The sequence below is a fragment of the Campylobacter sp. LR291e genome (assembly GCF_008633915.1).
Lineage (GTDB): Bacteria > Campylobacterota > Campylobacteria > Campylobacterales > Campylobacteraceae > Campylobacter_D.
In genome coordinates, this window is record NZ_VJNV01000005.1 from 1 (window position 1) to 16,833 (window position 16,833).

The 16,833-nt window shown below is 29.8% G+C and carries 20 protein-coding genes; 5 read left to right on the forward strand and 15 right to left on the reverse strand.

Annotated elements, in window-relative coordinates; all coding sequences use genetic code 11:
- Positions 1–288: 288 nt before the first annotated feature.
- Positions 289–2,382: an RNA degradosome polyphosphate kinase gene (locus tag FMM58_RS01155; protein WP_150139567.1), complete on the reverse strand. Its 2,094-nt coding sequence runs from the start codon at positions 2,380–2,382 to the stop codon at positions 289–291.
- Positions 2,383–2,674: 292 nt separating this feature from the next.
- Here FMM58_RS01155 and nrfH point away from each other — a divergent pair, with 292 nt between their 5' ends.
- The 3 genes from nrfH to FMM58_RS01170 all read left to right on the forward strand — a co-directional run bounded on the left by nrfH (position 2,675) and on the right by FMM58_RS01170 (position 5,871).
- A complete protein-coding gene (gene nrfH / locus FMM58_RS01160) occupies positions 2,675–3,175 on the forward strand; it encodes a cytochrome c nitrite reductase small subunit (RefSeq protein WP_150180304.1) in 501 nt (166 codons plus the stop codon).
- A 23-nt stretch (positions 3,176–3,198) separates the two neighbouring features.
- The gene (locus tag FMM58_RS01165) at positions 3,199–5,031 is read left to right on the forward strand and encodes an ammonia-forming cytochrome c nitrite reductase subunit c552 (protein ID WP_150139570.1); all 1,833 of its coding nucleotides are present in this window, start codon (positions 3,199–3,201) and stop codon (positions 5,029–5,031) included.
- Positions 5,032–5,115: 84 nt separating this feature from the next.
- Entirely contained in the window at positions 5,116–5,871 is a 756-nt protein-coding gene (locus FMM58_RS01170) for a DUF1796 family putative cysteine peptidase (protein ID WP_190317917.1), read from the forward strand.
- A 9-nt stretch (positions 5,872–5,880) separates the two neighbouring features.
- Here FMM58_RS01170 and FMM58_RS01175 read toward each other — a convergent pair whose 3' ends face one another.
- The 12 genes from FMM58_RS01175 to thyX form a co-directional block, all read right to left on the reverse strand.
- Positions 5,881–6,123, reverse strand: a complete 243-nt coding sequence (locus FMM58_RS01175; protein WP_150139574.1) for a hypothetical protein — start codon at positions 6,121–6,123, stop codon at positions 5,881–5,883.
- A 232-nt stretch (positions 6,124–6,355) separates the two neighbouring features.
- Complete coding sequence (locus tag FMM58_RS09080) at positions 6,356–6,487, reverse strand: hypothetical protein (RefSeq protein WP_263312598.1); 132 nt, start codon at positions 6,485–6,487, stop codon at positions 6,356–6,358.
- Between the two features lie 10 nt (positions 6,488–6,497).
- On the reverse strand, positions 6,498–7,232 hold the full coding sequence (locus FMM58_RS01180; RefSeq protein ID WP_150139575.1) for a hypothetical protein: 735 nt from the start codon (positions 7,230–7,232) through the stop codon (positions 6,498–6,500).
- A gap of 139 nt (positions 7,233–7,371) precedes the next feature.
- Positions 7,372–7,671 carry a hypothetical protein gene (locus tag FMM58_RS01185; protein WP_150139577.1) on the reverse strand — a complete coding sequence of 100 codons (300 nt, stop codon included), beginning with the start codon at positions 7,669–7,671 and terminating at the stop codon, positions 7,372–7,374.
- 314 nt (positions 7,672–7,985) lie between these two features.
- Positions 7,986–8,252, reverse strand: a complete 267-nt coding sequence (locus tag FMM58_RS01190) for a hypothetical protein (protein WP_150139579.1) — start codon at positions 8,250–8,252, stop codon at positions 7,986–7,988.
- Between the two features lie 144 nt (positions 8,253–8,396).
- Positions 8,397–8,978 (reverse strand): ferric reductase-like transmembrane domain-containing protein, encoded by a 582-nt coding sequence (locus tag FMM58_RS01195; protein ID WP_150139581.1) that lies wholly within the window; start codon positions 8,976–8,978, stop codon positions 8,397–8,399.
- Positions 8,979–8,984: 6 nt separating this feature from the next.
- The gene (gene pyrF / locus FMM58_RS01200; protein ID WP_150139583.1) at positions 8,985–9,665 is read right to left on the reverse strand and encodes an orotidine-5'-phosphate decarboxylase; all 681 of its coding nucleotides are present in this window, start codon (positions 9,663–9,665) and stop codon (positions 8,985–8,987) included.
- Positions 9,662–10,060, reverse strand: coding sequence for a transcription antitermination factor NusB (nusB, locus tag FMM58_RS01205; RefSeq protein ID WP_150139585.1), 399 nt, complete (start codon positions 10,058–10,060; stop codon positions 9,662–9,664). The genes pyrF and nusB overlap by 4 nt, the downstream gene beginning before the upstream one ends.
- Before the next feature lies 1 nt (position 10,061).
- A complete protein-coding gene (gene ribH / locus FMM58_RS01210) occupies positions 10,062–10,532 on the reverse strand; it encodes a 6,7-dimethyl-8-ribityllumazine synthase (protein WP_150139587.1) in 471 nt (156 codons plus the stop codon).
- Positions 10,533–10,581: 49 nt separating this feature from the next.
- Positions 10,582–10,821 (reverse strand): hypothetical protein, encoded by a 240-nt coding sequence (locus FMM58_RS01215; RefSeq protein WP_150139589.1) that lies wholly within the window; start codon positions 10,819–10,821, stop codon positions 10,582–10,584.
- 115 nt (positions 10,822–10,936) lie between these two features.
- Complete coding sequence (locus FMM58_RS01220) at positions 10,937–11,647, reverse strand: class I SAM-dependent methyltransferase (protein ID WP_150139591.1); 711 nt, start codon at positions 11,645–11,647, stop codon at positions 10,937–10,939.
- The gene (gene thyX / locus FMM58_RS01225) at positions 11,644–12,264 is read right to left on the reverse strand and encodes an FAD-dependent thymidylate synthase (protein ID WP_150139593.1); all 621 of its coding nucleotides are present in this window, start codon (positions 12,262–12,264) and stop codon (positions 11,644–11,646) included. Before thyX ends, FMM58_RS01220 begins: the two co-directional genes overlap by 4 nt.
- Before the next feature lie 266 nt (positions 12,265–12,530).
- Between thyX and FMM58_RS01230 the strand changes: the two genes are divergently transcribed.
- Together FMM58_RS01230 and FMM58_RS01235 are read left to right on the forward strand one after the other, a co-directional pair.
- Complete coding sequence (locus tag FMM58_RS01230; protein WP_150139595.1) at positions 12,531–13,817, forward strand: O-acetylhomoserine aminocarboxypropyltransferase/cysteine synthase family protein; 1,287 nt, start codon at positions 12,531–12,533, stop codon at positions 13,815–13,817.
- Between the two features lies 1 nt (position 13,818).
- On the forward strand, positions 13,819–14,691 hold the full coding sequence (locus tag FMM58_RS01235) for a homoserine O-succinyltransferase (RefSeq protein ID WP_150139597.1): 873 nt from the start codon (positions 13,819–13,821) through the stop codon (positions 14,689–14,691).
- 15 nt (positions 14,692–14,706) lie between these two features.
- On the opposite strand, the gene purF is transcribed toward FMM58_RS01235, so the two are convergent.
- Together purF and dapB are read right to left on the reverse strand one after the other, a co-directional pair.
- Positions 14,707–16,044 carry an amidophosphoribosyltransferase gene (gene purF / locus FMM58_RS01240; protein ID WP_150151504.1) on the reverse strand — a complete coding sequence of 446 codons (1,338 nt, stop codon included), beginning with the start codon at positions 16,042–16,044 and terminating at the stop codon, positions 14,707–14,709.
- Positions 16,045–16,773, reverse strand: coding sequence for a 4-hydroxy-tetrahydrodipicolinate reductase (gene dapB, locus FMM58_RS01245; RefSeq protein ID WP_150139600.1), 729 nt, complete (start codon positions 16,771–16,773; stop codon positions 16,045–16,047).
- Positions 16,774–16,833: the final 60 nt, after the last annotated feature.

A 16,833-nucleotide genomic window follows, 5' to 3' on the forward strand; every position in this document is an offset into this window, starting at 1 on the left:
AAGAAAAAATTCTAAATAATGGGCTTAAATGCCCATTATTCTATCTCATATTTTTTTAATCCTTTGCTAAAAATCTTTTTAAATTTGCGAATTTTAAAACTTAGTTTAAGGCTAAAATTTTTTTAAAAAATTTTACTAAATTTATTTTTAAAACCATACTTTTAAATAATTAAAATGTAACTTTTTGACACATTTTATAAAGAATTTTATTAAAAATGTGAGAATAGTTAACAAATTAATAATTTTACAAAACAAAGTTTGTAAAAAGTTGCCATTTTAAGCAACTTTTTACTTGCTTTCCTTATCTTTAAAAAGCTTATAAGCTAAGTGTGTTCCACGACTTTCATCAGCCTTTAAAGTCTTATAAATTTTGCTTATATAATCTTCTAAAATTTGTTGAGAGTCCATAGGCCTTTCATTTTCTCTAGGATTTATCTTATCATACTCGCCTTCTTTGTTAAGTTCATATGCTAAAACATTATCGCTAAGTTGCAAACGCAAAACCTGGGCTAATTTTGCCCTGCCCTTTTCATCAAAAATAGGAGTCATTAATTCAAGTCTTCTTTCCAAATTCCTAGGCATCCAATCCGCGCTTGATATAAAATAATTTGGACTGCTATGTTTAAAATAGAAAATTCTAGCATGTTCTAGGTATTTTCCTATAATACTTCTAACGCGTATATTGCGACTATAATCTTCATTTGGTTTTAAACAGCAAATTCCACGAATGATTAAATCAATTTGAACGCCATTATTTGAAGCCTCATAAAGTGCCTTAATCACATCAGAATCAACTAAAGAATTCATCTTAGCAACTATCACGCCTTCATTTCCCTTAGTAGTTTCAACCCTTATCATTTCAAGGATTTTAGCCTTTATTTGAGTAGGGCTCATAGAAAGACTTTGTAAGTATCTATCTTTATTAAAGCCTGAAAGTATATGGAAAAATGCTGTAGAATCCCTAGCAAAATCATCCCTTGTAGTAAAATAACTAACATCTGTGTATATTTTTGCCGTACTAGCATTATAATTTCCTGTGCTAAAATGCATGTAAAATTTTAATTTATCATTGTTTTTACGAATTATTTGAGTAACCTTAGCATGTACCTTAAAGCCAGTGATTCCATAAATTACATGAGCACCTGCATCTTCTAAAACCTTAGCCCAGTGTAGATTATTTTCTTCATCAAATCTAGCCTTTAACTCAACCATAACCGTTACTTGCTTACCTTCATTTGCCGCATCGATTAAGGCTTGTACTATGTTTGAATTTTTTTCAACCCTATAAAGTGTCATTCTAATAGAAATAACATCAGGGTCCTTACTAGCTTCTTTTATAAGCTTATAAACAGGGTCAAAGCTTTCAAATGGTTGTACTATAAGTATGTCTTCTTTATCCATAGTTTCAAAAATAGATAAATTCTCATCAAAGGGTGCTAGAGTTTTTGGAGTATAAAGTGAGCTTAAAAGGTGAGTAAAGGCCTTATTACCCACTATCTGCCATAAAGAAGGTAAATTTAGCAAACAAGAGTACTCATATACATCTTGGTGATAAATTTTAATGTGCATATTTAAAAAGTCAATTATTTGTTCGTCTGCATCTTTTTGAATTTGAAGTCTTACAAAAGCCCCTTTTCTACGAAGTTTTAAGCCTTGTTCTAAAATCATCATAAAATCATCTGCTTCTTCTTCTTCTATGATAATATCTGCGTTTCTTGTTACACGAAAGGCAGCTGATGCTAAAAGCGAATAACCCGGAAAAATATATTCTACATGTTCGTGCACTATGCTTTCAATAGGTACATAAACATTAGAGTCTACTTGATAAAATCTAGGTAAAATGCGTGGAATTCTAATAAGTCCAAATTTTATAAGTTCATTATGTGCCTTATCGCAAATTTTAACAGCTAATGAAAAAGATAGGTTATTTAAATGAGGAAAAGGATGGGTTGCATCAACTGCGATAGGAATGATAACAGGAAAGATATTTGAACGAAAATAATCATCGCATTTTGTTTTTAAATTTTCATCAAGTTGTTCGTAAGATTTAATAAATAAATTTTCCCTTGCAAGTTCAGTGATAATGTCTGAAAAATAGGTTTCTAAAAGCGTTTTTTCTTCGTGTAAATATTTGCGAATTTCTTGTAACTGCATTAAAGGAGTCATTTCATCACTGCTACTTATGATAACTCCTGCTGAGTAAAGTTGCTTTAAACCAGCCACTCTTATCATATAAAACTCATCTAAATTTGTGCAATAAATTGCTATAAATTTAAGCCTTTCTAGTGCTGGAAGTTGCCTTGTGCATTGATTTAAAACGCGTGAATTAAAGCGAAGCCATGAAAGTTCTCTATTAAAAAACATACTAGGATTTGTTTGCATAAGTTCTCCTAATTTATAAAATTTATTTTATTATATTGAAAATTTTATTATTTTTTTTTAAAAAAGTTTTTATTAACGAAAATTTATAAATTTTTTCTTGATTATTTTCGAAAATTAACAAAAATTTGGCAAATTTTGCTAAAAAATTAAATAATTAGTAAATTTAAGTAAAATATCGCCAGATAATATTTAACAGAGCGTAATTAAGACAAAAAATATCCTTAAAATTTCTTTAAATTTTATTTTGATAAAATCACTAAATCGCTATTTAAGTAGCCATAAGGAGGGTATTTTGGAAGAAAAATCAAGTTCTTCAGGTCTTTTTGGCATTTTTCTAATCTTACTTTTTGTCTTTTTTGCAATGGGTTTTTATACCTTTTATAAGGCAAAAGGCACTTCTTATTTTGGCAGTGCTAGTGAGTCCTGTAATAACTGTCATGTTATGAACCAAGTTTATAACGACTATTTATCAGGTCCACATTCAAAAAAAGTAGCTGGAGAGCCAAGGGCAAGCTGTATGGATTGCCATTTACCGCATGATTTTGTGAATAAATGGATAGCAAAGGCTGAAAGTGGTCTTAGACACGCCTATGCTTTTACTTTTGAGCTTGAAAATTTGCCTACGCATCTAAGTGCAAATGAAAAAAGTAAACATACGGTTCAAGATAACTGTATTCGTTGTCATGCTGATTATGTAGCAAATGCTATAAATGCGACTGCAAATTCACACGCTAATAACAGTTTAAGTTGTGTATCCTGTCACGCTAGTGTCGGACACGTACGTGGATTTTAAAATTTAAAAGGAGGTTTTCTCAAATGGGCAATAAAAAAGGTTTATACACTGGTATAATAATCTTACTCGTCTTAATAGGTGGTATTTGGTGGTTGAGTGGCAACATAGACCAAAGACAACAAGAAGGTGCAACTCAACTTGCTATTAAATCAATAGGTGCAGTAGAAATGACTGATGATAATCCTACTTTCGATGAATGGGGTAAGAATTTTCCTGATTATTTAGATATGTATTTAACTGTTGAAAAAGAAGAGCCTTTCGCTACTGAATTTGGTGGAAATTTAGCTTATTCTAAACTTATTCGTTATCCTCAACTTACCTTACTTTGGGCTGGATATCCATTTAGCCTTGATGCAAATGAAGAAAGAGGACACTTTTTTATACAAGCTGACCAAATGGATACAGCAAGAAACAATAAAGATTTCTTAAATGCACATGGCTTTAAAGCATTTGGTGGACAACCTACTGCCTGTATGAATTGCCATAGTGGTTGGACTCCTTGGTTAATTAAAAATGTAGCAAAGGGTGACTTTGTAGCATTTAATTCTACAAAATATTGGACTATGATTAAAAATGTACCTGCTGTAAATGGTGCAGCTGTTAATTCTCCTGAACATAATGGATTACATGGTGGTAGAAGAATGGGTGTAACTTGTGCAGATTGTCACAATCCTAACGATATGCAATTACGCGTTACAAGACCAGCACTTATCAATGCCCTTGTTAATTTTAGGGGTTATGAAGCTGACCCAGTATTAGGAGTAAAAGCAAGTAGGGAAGAAATGAGAACCCTAGTTTGTTCACAATGCCACGTTGAATACTACTTTAAACCAACAGGTACTAAAGTAAAAGTAATGGGTGAAAGCATAGCTAATGATAGCACTAAGAAATGGTATAATGGAACTCAAAAAACTTATGATGAAGTAGAATATTGGAGAGATGGTAATGAACCTACTGAAATAGAAGTTGCAGGGCTTGAATTGGTATTCCCTTGGAGTACTTGGAAAAAAGGTGAGCCATTTAGAATTGAAATGTTTGACGATCACTATGATAAAGTTAGAAATATATTTGATAAAGACTGGGTACATAAAATTACAAATGCTCCTATGATTAAAATTCAACACCCTGAAAGCGAACTTTTCAGTGGTGGTGTTCATGCGGCAAATGGTGTAAGTTGTGCTGATTGTCACATGCCTTATATTAGAAAGGGTTCTAAGAAAGTAACTCAACATAATATTACTTCACCTTTAAAAGAAATTAATGCAGCGTGCAAATCTTGCCATACTCAAAGTGAAAGTTACTTAAAGGCTCAAATTTCAGATATTCAAAACTCTATTAGCCATGATATGAGAACAGCTGAATATGCTATAGTAAGCTTGATTATGGATACTAAAAATTTGCGTGAAAGACTTAGTGCTATGGATAAATTTCAAACTGATGGTCAAGCTGATGTTAAAAAGATTAGTGCTGAGATTGCTGATGTGCTAGAACTTCAAAGAAAGGCATCAATTAGGGCTGATTTTGTGGGTGCTGAAAATTCAACAGGTTTCCATAATCCAAGAGAGGCTTCAAGAATGCTTTTACAAGCTGTTGATATGGCTAGAAGTGGTCAAACTAAACTTGTAGAAATAGCTGCTAAAAACGGCATTACAGACTTTACAACTTCTGATTTAGGTTTTGAAGATATTCAAAAATTCAATCCTGGCGACATTCGCTATAAGGTTGATTTAAATGGTCATAAAGCAGGTGATAGATACTATGAACATGAAAATATTAATGGTAACCCACCAGCTAAACTTTTAGAAGATGACAAAAATATCAAACCTTATACCTACACTTATGTAGATAAAAAATAATCTATGAGCCCTTCGGGGCTCTTTTATTTAAGCAAATTTAAGCACTTAAAATTTATAATTTATGTTTTTATTTATAGGAAAATGATGATTTTACAAGAAAATGCAAGTATTGATTTAAAAAATGTTGATTTAGTACTAAGTCTTGGAAATTCATGCAGAAGCGTACACCACATAAAAGAACATAATTTAAGATTATTTGCAACACCTCTTGATTGGGTGGGTAATTATGATTTAAAAACTGCATTTTATTGCTTTGAAACAAATTTTAAAAATTTTTTTATTGAGTGTGAAAAAATAGGAGAAGATGAAGAAAAACAATTAATTAGCGTTAGGGATAAAAATACTAATATGACCTCAAGGCACCATTTTTTATTAAATAAACCCCTAGAACTTCAAATACCAGAATTTAATCAAAAAATGCAAAAACGTTATAAAAGAATGCAAGAATATATCTTAAAGGCTAAAAAAATAGTGCTTGTAAATATGGGAAAGGATAGCCTTGAAGAAGTAGAGAATTTTTTAAGAAAAATTCATAATTTTTGGCAAAATGATAAAGAACTTTATTTTATAAAGATCATTCATAATGAAAAAATGCCACGAGATAGCATTTTAACTAAGCAGTATTTAATAGATAAGAATTTACACTTATTAACCTACGAGGGCAATGATACAAGCTTAGATGAGAGTTCAAAATATGCTTGGAGAGGTAATGAGATAATATGGAAACAAGCCTTAAAAAATATACAGCTTAAAAAGCAATTTAGCTTAAAATATTTATGTCAAAAAGGTCTTTATACGACACTAATGTTAATTAATTTAGTGCGTAAAAAGACTTATTAAAGCAATTATTTAATCTTCTTCGAAACTTTCTTCGTATTCTCTTTTAATCTCTTCATTTTCTTGGGCAATACTAGAAATTTCAGAATAAACAAAATGTTTATTAATAGGATTAAAGGTTCTTAATTCGCCACTATCACCATCGCCACCTCTAAAAGCAACTCCTATATTTAATACATAATGCTTAGGTCGCATAGCTATAACATAAAAATGTTGACTAAATTTATGTTTATGTTTTAAAAGATAGTTAGGCATCATCCCTACATTAAAATACTTTTCATAATATTTTTTTCTTTATCATTTAACCTTACAATCTTACTTATAACAGGATAAATAGTAAATTTTCTTTTATTTTTTTCATCTATGTAAGCCTTTAGGTTTTTAAGTTATTTGAATTCATGAAAAGTGCTAAATTTATTTTTATTTGTTTTTAAATGCAAACCTTTCTTGAAAAATCTAAACAAAATACTTCTAAGCTTAAAATCTTTTAATAGGTCACTATAATACCAAAATATTCCTTGCGAAGTATTTTAACTAATCGAAAATAACTTTGTATCTTTCTATCTTTCATAATATCACATATAGAAAGATATGTTAAAAGCCTACCATCAGCGTTCATGTAAACTCCTTTAATCTTGGTAAATAATTTTCATAACCCTTTGTAATTTTTCTAAAATTTCTTCTTTGCTAAGTTTATGATAATAATAAGGCTCATCTATAAAATCATTATTTTCTGCGAAAATATCGCTAATATAATTTATAACGCTAAATATTACTATATGAAAACAATCATGCCTAACGGCTTGACATTCAAAGCTAAGTTTTTCATCACTGCAAAGAATATAATCAGGCATTTCGTTATTAGCATAATCAAGATTAAAAAAGGAATAATAATATTGTTTGTAGTCTTGTTTTACTTTTGTGATCTTACAATTAAAGCCCTTTTCATCTAAAAAATTTTTCAATTTATTAAGTTCTTCTACTTCGTTAAAAACTTCTTTTTTAAGTTGATTTTGTTTAACATATAGTCTAAAAACAAGATCTCTAAGCTTAAAATCACTTATTAAATCAGCATAATAATCATCGTATTCTTCTTTTAATATTTCTAACAACTCAGAATAAGTTCTTATCCTTTTAACTTTAATTATTTTAACTATTTCAAAATAAATTTCAAATCTATAAACTTCTATTTTTTGTTTTTTATACTCTTTTTTATAATAATCTAGATTGTGTTCTTCGTACCCATACCCATTTATATCATCTATACTAGATTCGTACTCTTCATCAACAAAGTCGTTTTTGCGTTTATTCCTTATCATTTGTAATAATTCTTCATCACTCATATTTTCTATTTGATTTCTCATTTGTGCTAAACTTAGTTTATCTTCATTATCTAAGCGTTTAACATGACCTCGGCTTGTTTTATTAGTTCTTGTTCTTCTGCTAATTCTTTATTTGCTTGGTAAGATTTACCAGCTTTGTAAGGATTGTTTTCTAAGGCCTTTAAAAAATATTTTTATCTAGGTTTTGTGTTTTTGCTATATTTTCTACTATATATTTTAAGGTTTTTGTCCCATTATCGCTCATTGCTATATCATATCTTTTGCAAAGTTCTAACCACTCGCAAGGATTTTCAGTGGTATAAAATAGGCTTTCACTTATATTTCTATCAAGTACAAATTTTTTATTAGCATGAAATTTGCCATACGGTTTATCATCAGCTGGACCTAAATATAAATCAAAAAGTGAAATTAAGTCCTTATTATTCCAAATATATTTTTCATTTATGCCTTTTAATACCACTTTTACCCCCTTTGTATGTTAAAACTTATTTATTTTTGAGCCTTTTGATTATTTTTTTAATGATAAAAACATATGTTCTTTATCACCCATATAATTAGTACCTGTATTTATTGCAACATCATTAAATATTACAACTTTATCAGAATCTAGACCATATAATCTATAATGATAAGGGTTTAAAACTTGACATTTAAAATTAATTCTTTCTTTGCTTACAAGTATATAATTAGATATTGCATCATCATAAGATTTTTTATCTTTTTCGCTTATCTTTTTAAGTTTGCAACTATAACCTTTTTCTTCTAAAAAAATTTTTAATTTTTAAGCCTTTCTACTTCATTAGGTGAATTTGTAAGTTCTCTTACTACAAGGATCTCGTTATCCACGCTTACTTGTATGATTTCTCTTTTATATGCCCTATAAATAGTGCTTATAAGCTTAAAATCATTTGCCAAAGTATCATAATAAGACCGATGTTCTTTTTTTAAGATTGCTACTAATTTAGTAAAACTTGTTATTTGCTTAAACTCAATAATATTCATTATCTCAGCATATTTTTCAAATCTTTCTTCTTGTGTCATTGAATCTCCTTGGAATTTTATTAATACTAAAATTTTAAACCTAACTATAAAATAAAAAATGAAAAATCAAATAAAACTTTAAAACTAAAACAACTTAAATAAATTTTTAGCTCTTGTTTTATATTAAAAACATTTAAAAACCAATTAAAAATCATCATTTTTTACATTATATTTGAAAATTTTTAAATTTTTATATCTTTTATAAAGGTAAAAAAGGCTTAAAATAAGTATTAAAGCTTCTAAAATTTCAATTTTTTCATTTGCTAATATAATATGAAAGGAAGAAACCAACAAACAAATATAGCCAAGTTTTTGAATTTTTTGTAAGATTTTAAAATATTTAAAAGAGCTTAAAAACATTAAAAACATCATTACAAAGGCCACAAAACCACTAAATTCTAAGCCTTTTGAACTTATATCATTAAAAAATTTTACAAAGGATAAATTTTTAGAAAGTACAAAATATATCAAAAAATGAAAAAAAATAAACACAAAGCTATAAATTCCAAAAATTCTAACAAAGGCCCTTGAAATATTAAAATTTACTTTAATTTTTTTTGAAGAAATTAAGGCACAAATCAAGCTTAAATTTAAAAAAAATAAACTGCTAAAACCCGTGCTTTTATATAAGATTATGATTAAATCCGTGCTAAATAACACATTATAAACTATGCAAGAAAGGCTAATTAATATGCATAAGATAAATAAAAAATAAGCTATTTTCATAAAAACCTAAATATTTTTAAGTATATTTTCACAAACCATTCTTGGATTACTAGCCTCATAAATAGGACGTCCAACTACTATAAAATCACTTTTATTTTCCTTTGCCATTTGCAAATTTGCTACTCTTTTTTGATCGTTACTTTCTTCATTAAATGGTCTAATTCCAGGCGTTAGGGTGATAAAATTTTCATTTGTATGCTTTTTTATAAATAAGCTTTCAAATACCGAACAAACCATTCCATCAAGCTTATTTTCAAAGCTTATTTTTGCCAAATTTAAAACAGCTTCTTTAATATCTTGCTTATAAATGCTATAAAAATTTGTTTCATCAAAGCTAGTAAGGGCTGAAACGCCAAGTACTAAGGGGCGTTTTTTAAAAGTATTTAAGCGATTCATTACTTCTTGTATAGCCAAAGCCCCAGCACTTGCATGGATATTTATCATATCAATTTCAAAATTAGCACATTCCTGGCAAACATCAGCCATGGTATTTGGTATATCATAGAATTTTAAATCTAAAAAGATAGGAAAAGAATCTATTTTTTTAAGCTCATTTATAAAAGAAAAACCATCCCTTACAAAGGACCGAAGCCCAACTTTCAACCATATATCAAGCCCCTTTAATTGCTTAGTTAAATTTAAACACTTATCTTTACTAGCTAAATCCAGGGCAACGCAAAGTTTCATTTTGCAAGACTTTTTAAAGAATCTAAAACACCATTTACAAATTTTGGTGTACTATCATTTGCCATTTCCTTAGCTAATTCTATGGCCTCGTTTATAATCACAGCCCTAGAAGTTTGTGTATAAAACATTTCATAAGCACCAAGTCTTAAAATAGCCCTTTCAATATATCCAAGCTTAGACACTTCGTTTTCTTTTAATTGAGAATTTATAAGCTCGTCTAGTCTTTGCAAATTTGCACAAATGCCCTCATACAAAGCAAGGCTAAATTTTTTTTGCTCATTGCGAATTTTTTTTTCTTCTAAAAACTCAGCTATAAAATTCTCATTTTTTTCATTAAATTCAAGGGCGTACAACAATGAAATAATGCTTTGCCTTGCCTGATGCCTAGTTGCCATTTTATGCCTTTAAAACATCGTTTAATCTTAGCATTTCAATCAAGGTACACATTGCCTCAAAGCCTTTATTCCCAGCCTTAGAACCAGCCCTTTCTATGGCTTGTTCTATTGAGTCAGTTGTTAAAACTCCAAAGCTAACAGGTATATTATTAGCCAAACTAACACTTGCAATGCCCTTAGTAGTTTCTGCTGAAACATAATCAAAATGAGGAGTACTTCCTCTAATCACAGCACCCAGGCAACAAAGCCCGTCAAATTTTTTGCTTAAAATAGCTTGTTTTAAGGCAAAAGGTACCTCAAAGGCACCGGGTACCAAAATAAGACTTAAATTTTTTTCACTTCCTCCATGTCTTAAAAAGGCATCCTTTGCACCCTCAACTAAGCGGTCGGTTATGATATGATTAAACCTTGCGTTTATAATAGCTATTTTTTCCTTGCCATTTAAATTTAACTTGCCTTCTAAAATAGTCATTTATTATCCTTTTATTAAAATTAGGTATTTTAACATAAAAATATTAAAATCATTGAAGATAAGCATATAAAGCATTGCTACAATTTTTTGCATTAATACTATAAACATTTTTTCTAATATTAGTTTTAAGTTTATTAAAAATTTCAACCATAAAATCTGCTTCTTTTTCGTTAAAGCCATTATCCCTTTGCTTGTTTAATTTTGCATATAATTTATCTGTGTAAATACCAGCTTTTTTAAGGCACCATTTTAATTTTTGCTCCCTTTTATATATATTATCTAATATCAAATTTCTTTATATCCATTATTTTTTAATAAATTTTATTCTTCATTTTTTGTATTTTTACACCCTATTAATAAAAGCAAACTAAAAAGTAAAAGCTTATTTTTCATTTTTAAACTTCTTAAAAAATTATTAATTTAATCTTTGAACTAACCCTTTCTTCAATATCCATTTTTATAAGTTTTTTAAGCTCATTTTCATCGACATTTAAATTATTCATTTTTAAATGCCAAGCTGCATTTTCAATAGCTTCTTCTTTACTTCTTTTTACAAGGCGAATTTCATCAAAAATTATTTTTTCAAAGGCTATATTATTAGCATTTAAAAATTTTTCTAAATTGTCATTTCCTAATTTTTTACCTTTAGTGTTAAAATGCTTATAAATGGATTCTAAAAAATCACTTCTTCTAAAACTATCCCAGCCTATATAAATTTTAATATCCCCAAAGGATACAAAATACTCAAAGGCCTTTTCATTATCTAGTGCAGGTGACATACTTATAAAGGCTATATCAAAATGCAAATTTTTATTTTTTTTACAAAAGCTTTCAAAGTCTAAATTTATAGTATTTATATTATTTAATTTTAAATTTTTAGCATCTTTGTTTAAAAACTCAAGCATATTTTTTGAACTATCAAGTGCGATAATATTTTTTGCAAATTTGGCTAAATGTAGGGTCCAAATGCCCGTACCACAGCCTATATCAAGTATGTTTTTATTAACAAAGCTTATATTAAATTCCTTAAATTTCTTAAAACTTTGTTCTTGTATATAGGTTAATTTTTCGTTAAATCTTGCATAAGTTTTAGCCTTTTCATCCCATAAATTCATTGTTTATCTTGTATGCAATGGTTAAAAATAAATTTTTGTTCATCAGGTATTGCATCAAAAATTGCTAGGGCTAATTTTCTTATCTCCCAAAGGGCAGCCTTTGAACTTCTCAAACTTAGAAAATTTTGCAAGGCCCTAGCATTAACGCTCCAAGTAAGTTCAGTTTTATAGCTTTCAGGTAAGCAGTATTTTGCTAAGTCAAGCGAGATACTTTCTTGTAAGATTAAACGCAAATTTTCTAAGGATAAAATACTTGCATTATCTACTTTTTCATTACCACACAACACCAAATAACGACTGGCGTTTTCAAAATCTCCTATTTTAAACTCAGCTTCGTTTCTTAATTCTTTTAAGGTATAACGAGTACTTTTTACACTTAAACTTGCAATCCTATGCCTTGCAAGTTCTTGCAAACAAGCCCTTGAAATGCCTTGAATATAAAAATTATAACTTAAATGTTCAAGCGTTGAGGCATGTTTAAATTTATTACCGACCCTATCTATTAATTCTTTATCTTTTTCGCCTCCACAATCACCCTTTTCAAAACTTTGCCAACAAGTCCTAGTAGCGTGAGAACACACAAAAAGTGGGGTATGAAAAAGTAAACTAACTTGCATAAATATCCTTTGAAAAAATTTCGTAATTTTTACATACTTTTACTTTAAAAAACTTTATTTAATTAAGCAAAGATTAATATTTTTTGGTTAGAATTTTGCCTAAATTTAAGAAAAGGAGATAAAAAATGTTTTATATTGCAAACTTCTTTTCTAATGCTTCTTTTATGATGCACGCCTTGCGTGCTTGATTTTTTAAACTCATTTACTTATTTTAGCTAAATTTTTTTAGTTTTTTAAATTTAAAATTTCACAAAAAAGGAAATATTATGGCAGATTACTCACAAAGTACGCTAGCACTTCACGCAGCTTATGAATTTGACACACAAAGGACGATTAGCGTTCCGATTTATCAAAGCACAGCTTATAGCTTTGAAGACTTAGCACAAGCAGAAGCTCGTTTTAGCTTAAAAGAAATGGGTAATACTTACTCAAGGATTAAAAATCCAACGGTGGCTATCTTACAGCAAAGATTAGCAGAGGTTGAAGGTGGAATTTTTGGAGTTTGTACTGCAAGTGGCATGGCAGCAGTTTTTTATGCTTTGTTAAATTGTGCTCAAATTGGAGACACTATACTTTATTCAAATAAAATTTATGGAGGCACACAAACCTTATTAGCCCATACTTTTCCAAAACGTTTTGGCATTAAAACAAAGGAATTTGACATAGATGATTTAAATAGCCTAGAAAATTTAATTGATGATAGCACAAAGGCAATTTTCTTTGAAAGCTTGTCAAATCCACAAATTGCTATAGCAGATACAGAAAAAATCACTCAAATTGCTAAAAAATATGGGATTATAAGCATTTGTGATAATACAGTCGCTACACCATTTTTGCATAAGGCCTTTGATTTTGGAGTAGATATAGTAGTTCATAGTTTAAGCAAATATATAAACGGCCAAGGAAATACCTTAGGAGGTGCTATTATTGAAAGAAAGGGTTTAAATCCTTTGATTAAAAATAACCCTCGCTACAAGCCCTTTAATATACCTGATGAAAGCTATCATGGGCTTGTTTATGCTAGTGTTGATGAACAAAATTTACCAATTTATTCTTTTCGCATATTAGCAGAATGGCTTAAAAATATAGGGGCTACCATGAGTGCTACTAGTGCTTGGCAACTTTTGCAAGGGCTTGAAACTTTGTCTTTAAGGATACAAAAACATAGTCAAAATGCCCTAGAAATAGCCAAATTTTTACAAAATCATCCAAATGTTAAAGAAGTTAACTACCCAGGTCTTGCAAATAATCCTTACAATGCCTTGCTTAAAAAGTATTTTATAAACGAACAAGCTAGTGGGCTTTTAAGCTTTGAGGCAAGGGATTATGAACATGCAAAATCAATTTGCAATAAAACAAAAATCTTTAAAATTGTTGCAAATTTAGGCGATTCAAAATCCTTAATAATCCACCCAGCAAGTACAACTCACTCACAGCTTAGCCAAGAAGAATTAAAAAACGCCCAAATTTCGCCTTCAACAATTCGTCTTAGTATAGGTCTTGAAGATGCAAAGGATTTAATTGCTGATTTAGACCAAGCAATAAGGGCTTAAAATGCCCTTAGTAATTCCTAGGGATATGCCAGCCTTTGAAGTACTTAATAAAAGTGCTTTTGTTATGGATACGCAAAGGGCAAACACACAAGATATTAGAACGCTTGAAATTTTGATTTTAAATTTAATGCCTACAAAGATAGAAACAGAAAATCAACTTCTATCTTTACTGGCAAATTCGCCCTTGCAATTAAATATTAGCTTTATTTGTACTAAAAGCTATGTAGGAAAAAATACCCCTCTTTGGCATTTAGAAAAATTTTATCAAGGCATTGAAGCAGTAAAGGGAAAGAAATTTGACGGGGCCATTGTTACAGGTGCGCCCGTTGAACAGCTTGAATTTGAGAATGTAAAATACTGGCAAGAATTAAAAGAAATTTTTGATTTTTTACGCATAAATGTGACAAGTACCATGTATATTTGCTGGGGTGCTATGGGGGCTTTGTATCATTTTTATGGCATTAAAAAGCAAAATTTATCTAAAAAATGCTTTGGTGTATTCTTACACGATGTAGCAAATAAGGATTTAATCTTAACAAATTTGGATGAAAAAATTCTTATGCCTCATTCTAGAAATAGTCACATAGATGAAAATGAACTAAGCAAAATTAAGGATTTAAAAATTCTACTTAAAAATGATGAAGCCGGTGTGGCAATGCTTAGGGATAAAAAGGATATTTATATTTTAGGGCATTTAGAATATTTTAAAAAGACCTTAGAATTAGAATATGAAAGGGATAACAAAACACAAATTCCAAAAAATTATTATGATGAAAACGGCGAAATTCTTTATAATTGGCGTTCAAATGCAAATACTATCTTTTTAAACTGGCTAAATTATGATGTTTATCAAAGTACGCCTTATGTATTGTAAAGGAGTTTAACTCCTTTATTTTATAAAATAATTCCCATCAAAGCTTACTAAAGAATACGCCCTTTCATTGCCTATGCTTTGTTTTAAATCTTCAATACTTAAAAAGCTCAAACTATCAGCCCCTACATATTCTAGAACCTCTTTGACATTTTTATTTGCTGAAATTAACTCATCAAAGGTAGGCGTATCAATGCCATAAAGGTCTGGGAATTTTATCTCAGGACAGGCTATTGCTAAATGAATTTTTCTAGCCCCTGCTACACGAAGCAAGGATATTACTTTTTTTGAGGTAGTTCCTCTTACCACACTATCATCAATTACTGCTATATCTTTATTTTTAAGCACCTTTGACATAGGATTTAATTTTAATTTTACCTTTAAATTTCTAAGTGCTTGGGTTGGTTCTATGAAGGTTCTGCCTACATAGTGATTTCTAACAATTGCCATTTCAAGAGGTATATTTAAACTTTGAGCAAAGCCTATGGCTGCACTTACTCCACTATCAGGCACTGGTACTACAAAATCAATTTTTTCTTTGAAATTCTTAGCTAAATTTGCACCCATTTTTTTACGAATTTCATACACACTTTTGCCCTCTACTATGCTATCAGGTCTTGCAAAATAAATATACTCAAAGGCACAAATTCTAGGTTCTTCTTTAAAAAGTTGTATGCTTTCAAATTCATCTTGTCCTTCAGTAAAAATTAGCATTTCACCTGCTTTAATATCTCTTATAAAATCAGCTTCTATTAAATCAAAGGCACAACTTTCACTAGCTACTATGTAACCTCCATCTTTTAAACGACCTAAGCTAAGAGGTCTAACGCCAAATTTATCACGCACTACAAAAAGATTATTTGCACTAGCTAAGACAAAACAATAAGCCCCTACGCAATAATTTAAACTTTCTATAAATTTTTCTTTTAAACTTGATTTTTTGCTTTTTGCTATTAAATGAACTACATTTTCAGTATCCATATTTGTACGAAAAATAGCACCTTCATCTATCAATTTAAAACGAATCTCGTCCTTATTTACTAAATTTCCATTATGGGCTAGGGCTATATCGCCTATATTACAACTTACTGCTATAGGCTGGGCATCGTTTAGGCTTGAATTTCCAGCCGTTGAATATCGATTATGACCTATGGCAATATTGCCACTTAAGTTTTTTAAATTATTTTCATTAAAAATTTGACTTACCTCTCCCTTAGCCTTTATAGTATGGATATTTTTACCATTGCTAACGCTAATTCCACTTGCTTCTTGTCCCCTGTGCTGCATAGCAAAAAGTGCATAATATGCGTAAGTACTTGCATTTTTAGAATTAATCACACCAACAACCGCACACATTTAAATTCCTAATAAATCATTAATGCCATAAAATCCACTTTTTTGACTAACAAGCCATTTAGCAGCACTGATAGCACCTTTTGCAAAGGTAGCACGAGAAGTAGCCGTGTGGCTTAATTCTAAAAATTCCCCATCCTCATAAAAGCCAATTCTATGAACTCCTACTATATCGCCACCTCTTAAACTCATAACAGCTATTTCATCCTTGTTTCTAGGTCCTATTAAGCCATCTCTGCCACTGATTCTAACCTTATCAAGACTTAATTTTCTAGCATTTGCAACATTTTCAGCTAAGGTCATAGCCGTGCCACTTGGGGCATCTTTTTTATGGCGATGATGCATTTCTATGATTTCTATATCAAAATTATTAAGCATAGTAGCAGCAAGTTTTGAAAGGTGATTTAAAACAGCTACGCCAAGAGACATATTTGTAGCATAAAAAATAGGCATAACCTCACTTGCTAGATGTAAAAGTTGCTTTGTTTTTTCATCAAGTCCGGTGGTGCCTATAACTAGTGGTTTTGGATAGGTACGTGCAAAATTTAAAAGTGAAGTTGTACCATTTGGTGAAGAAAAATCAATAATGGTATCACTTTCTTTAAATAAACTTTCTAAATCATCATTCATATCAAAGCCAAAGCTAAATTTAGCCTCTTTATCATCTTCTAAACACAATTTTATTTGCTTACCCATTCTGCCTTTAGCACCATAAATTCCTATCTTAATCATCATAAGCCTTAAAAGTAAAATTGTAAGATTTTATCATTTGCTTAATTAAAATTTCATAAG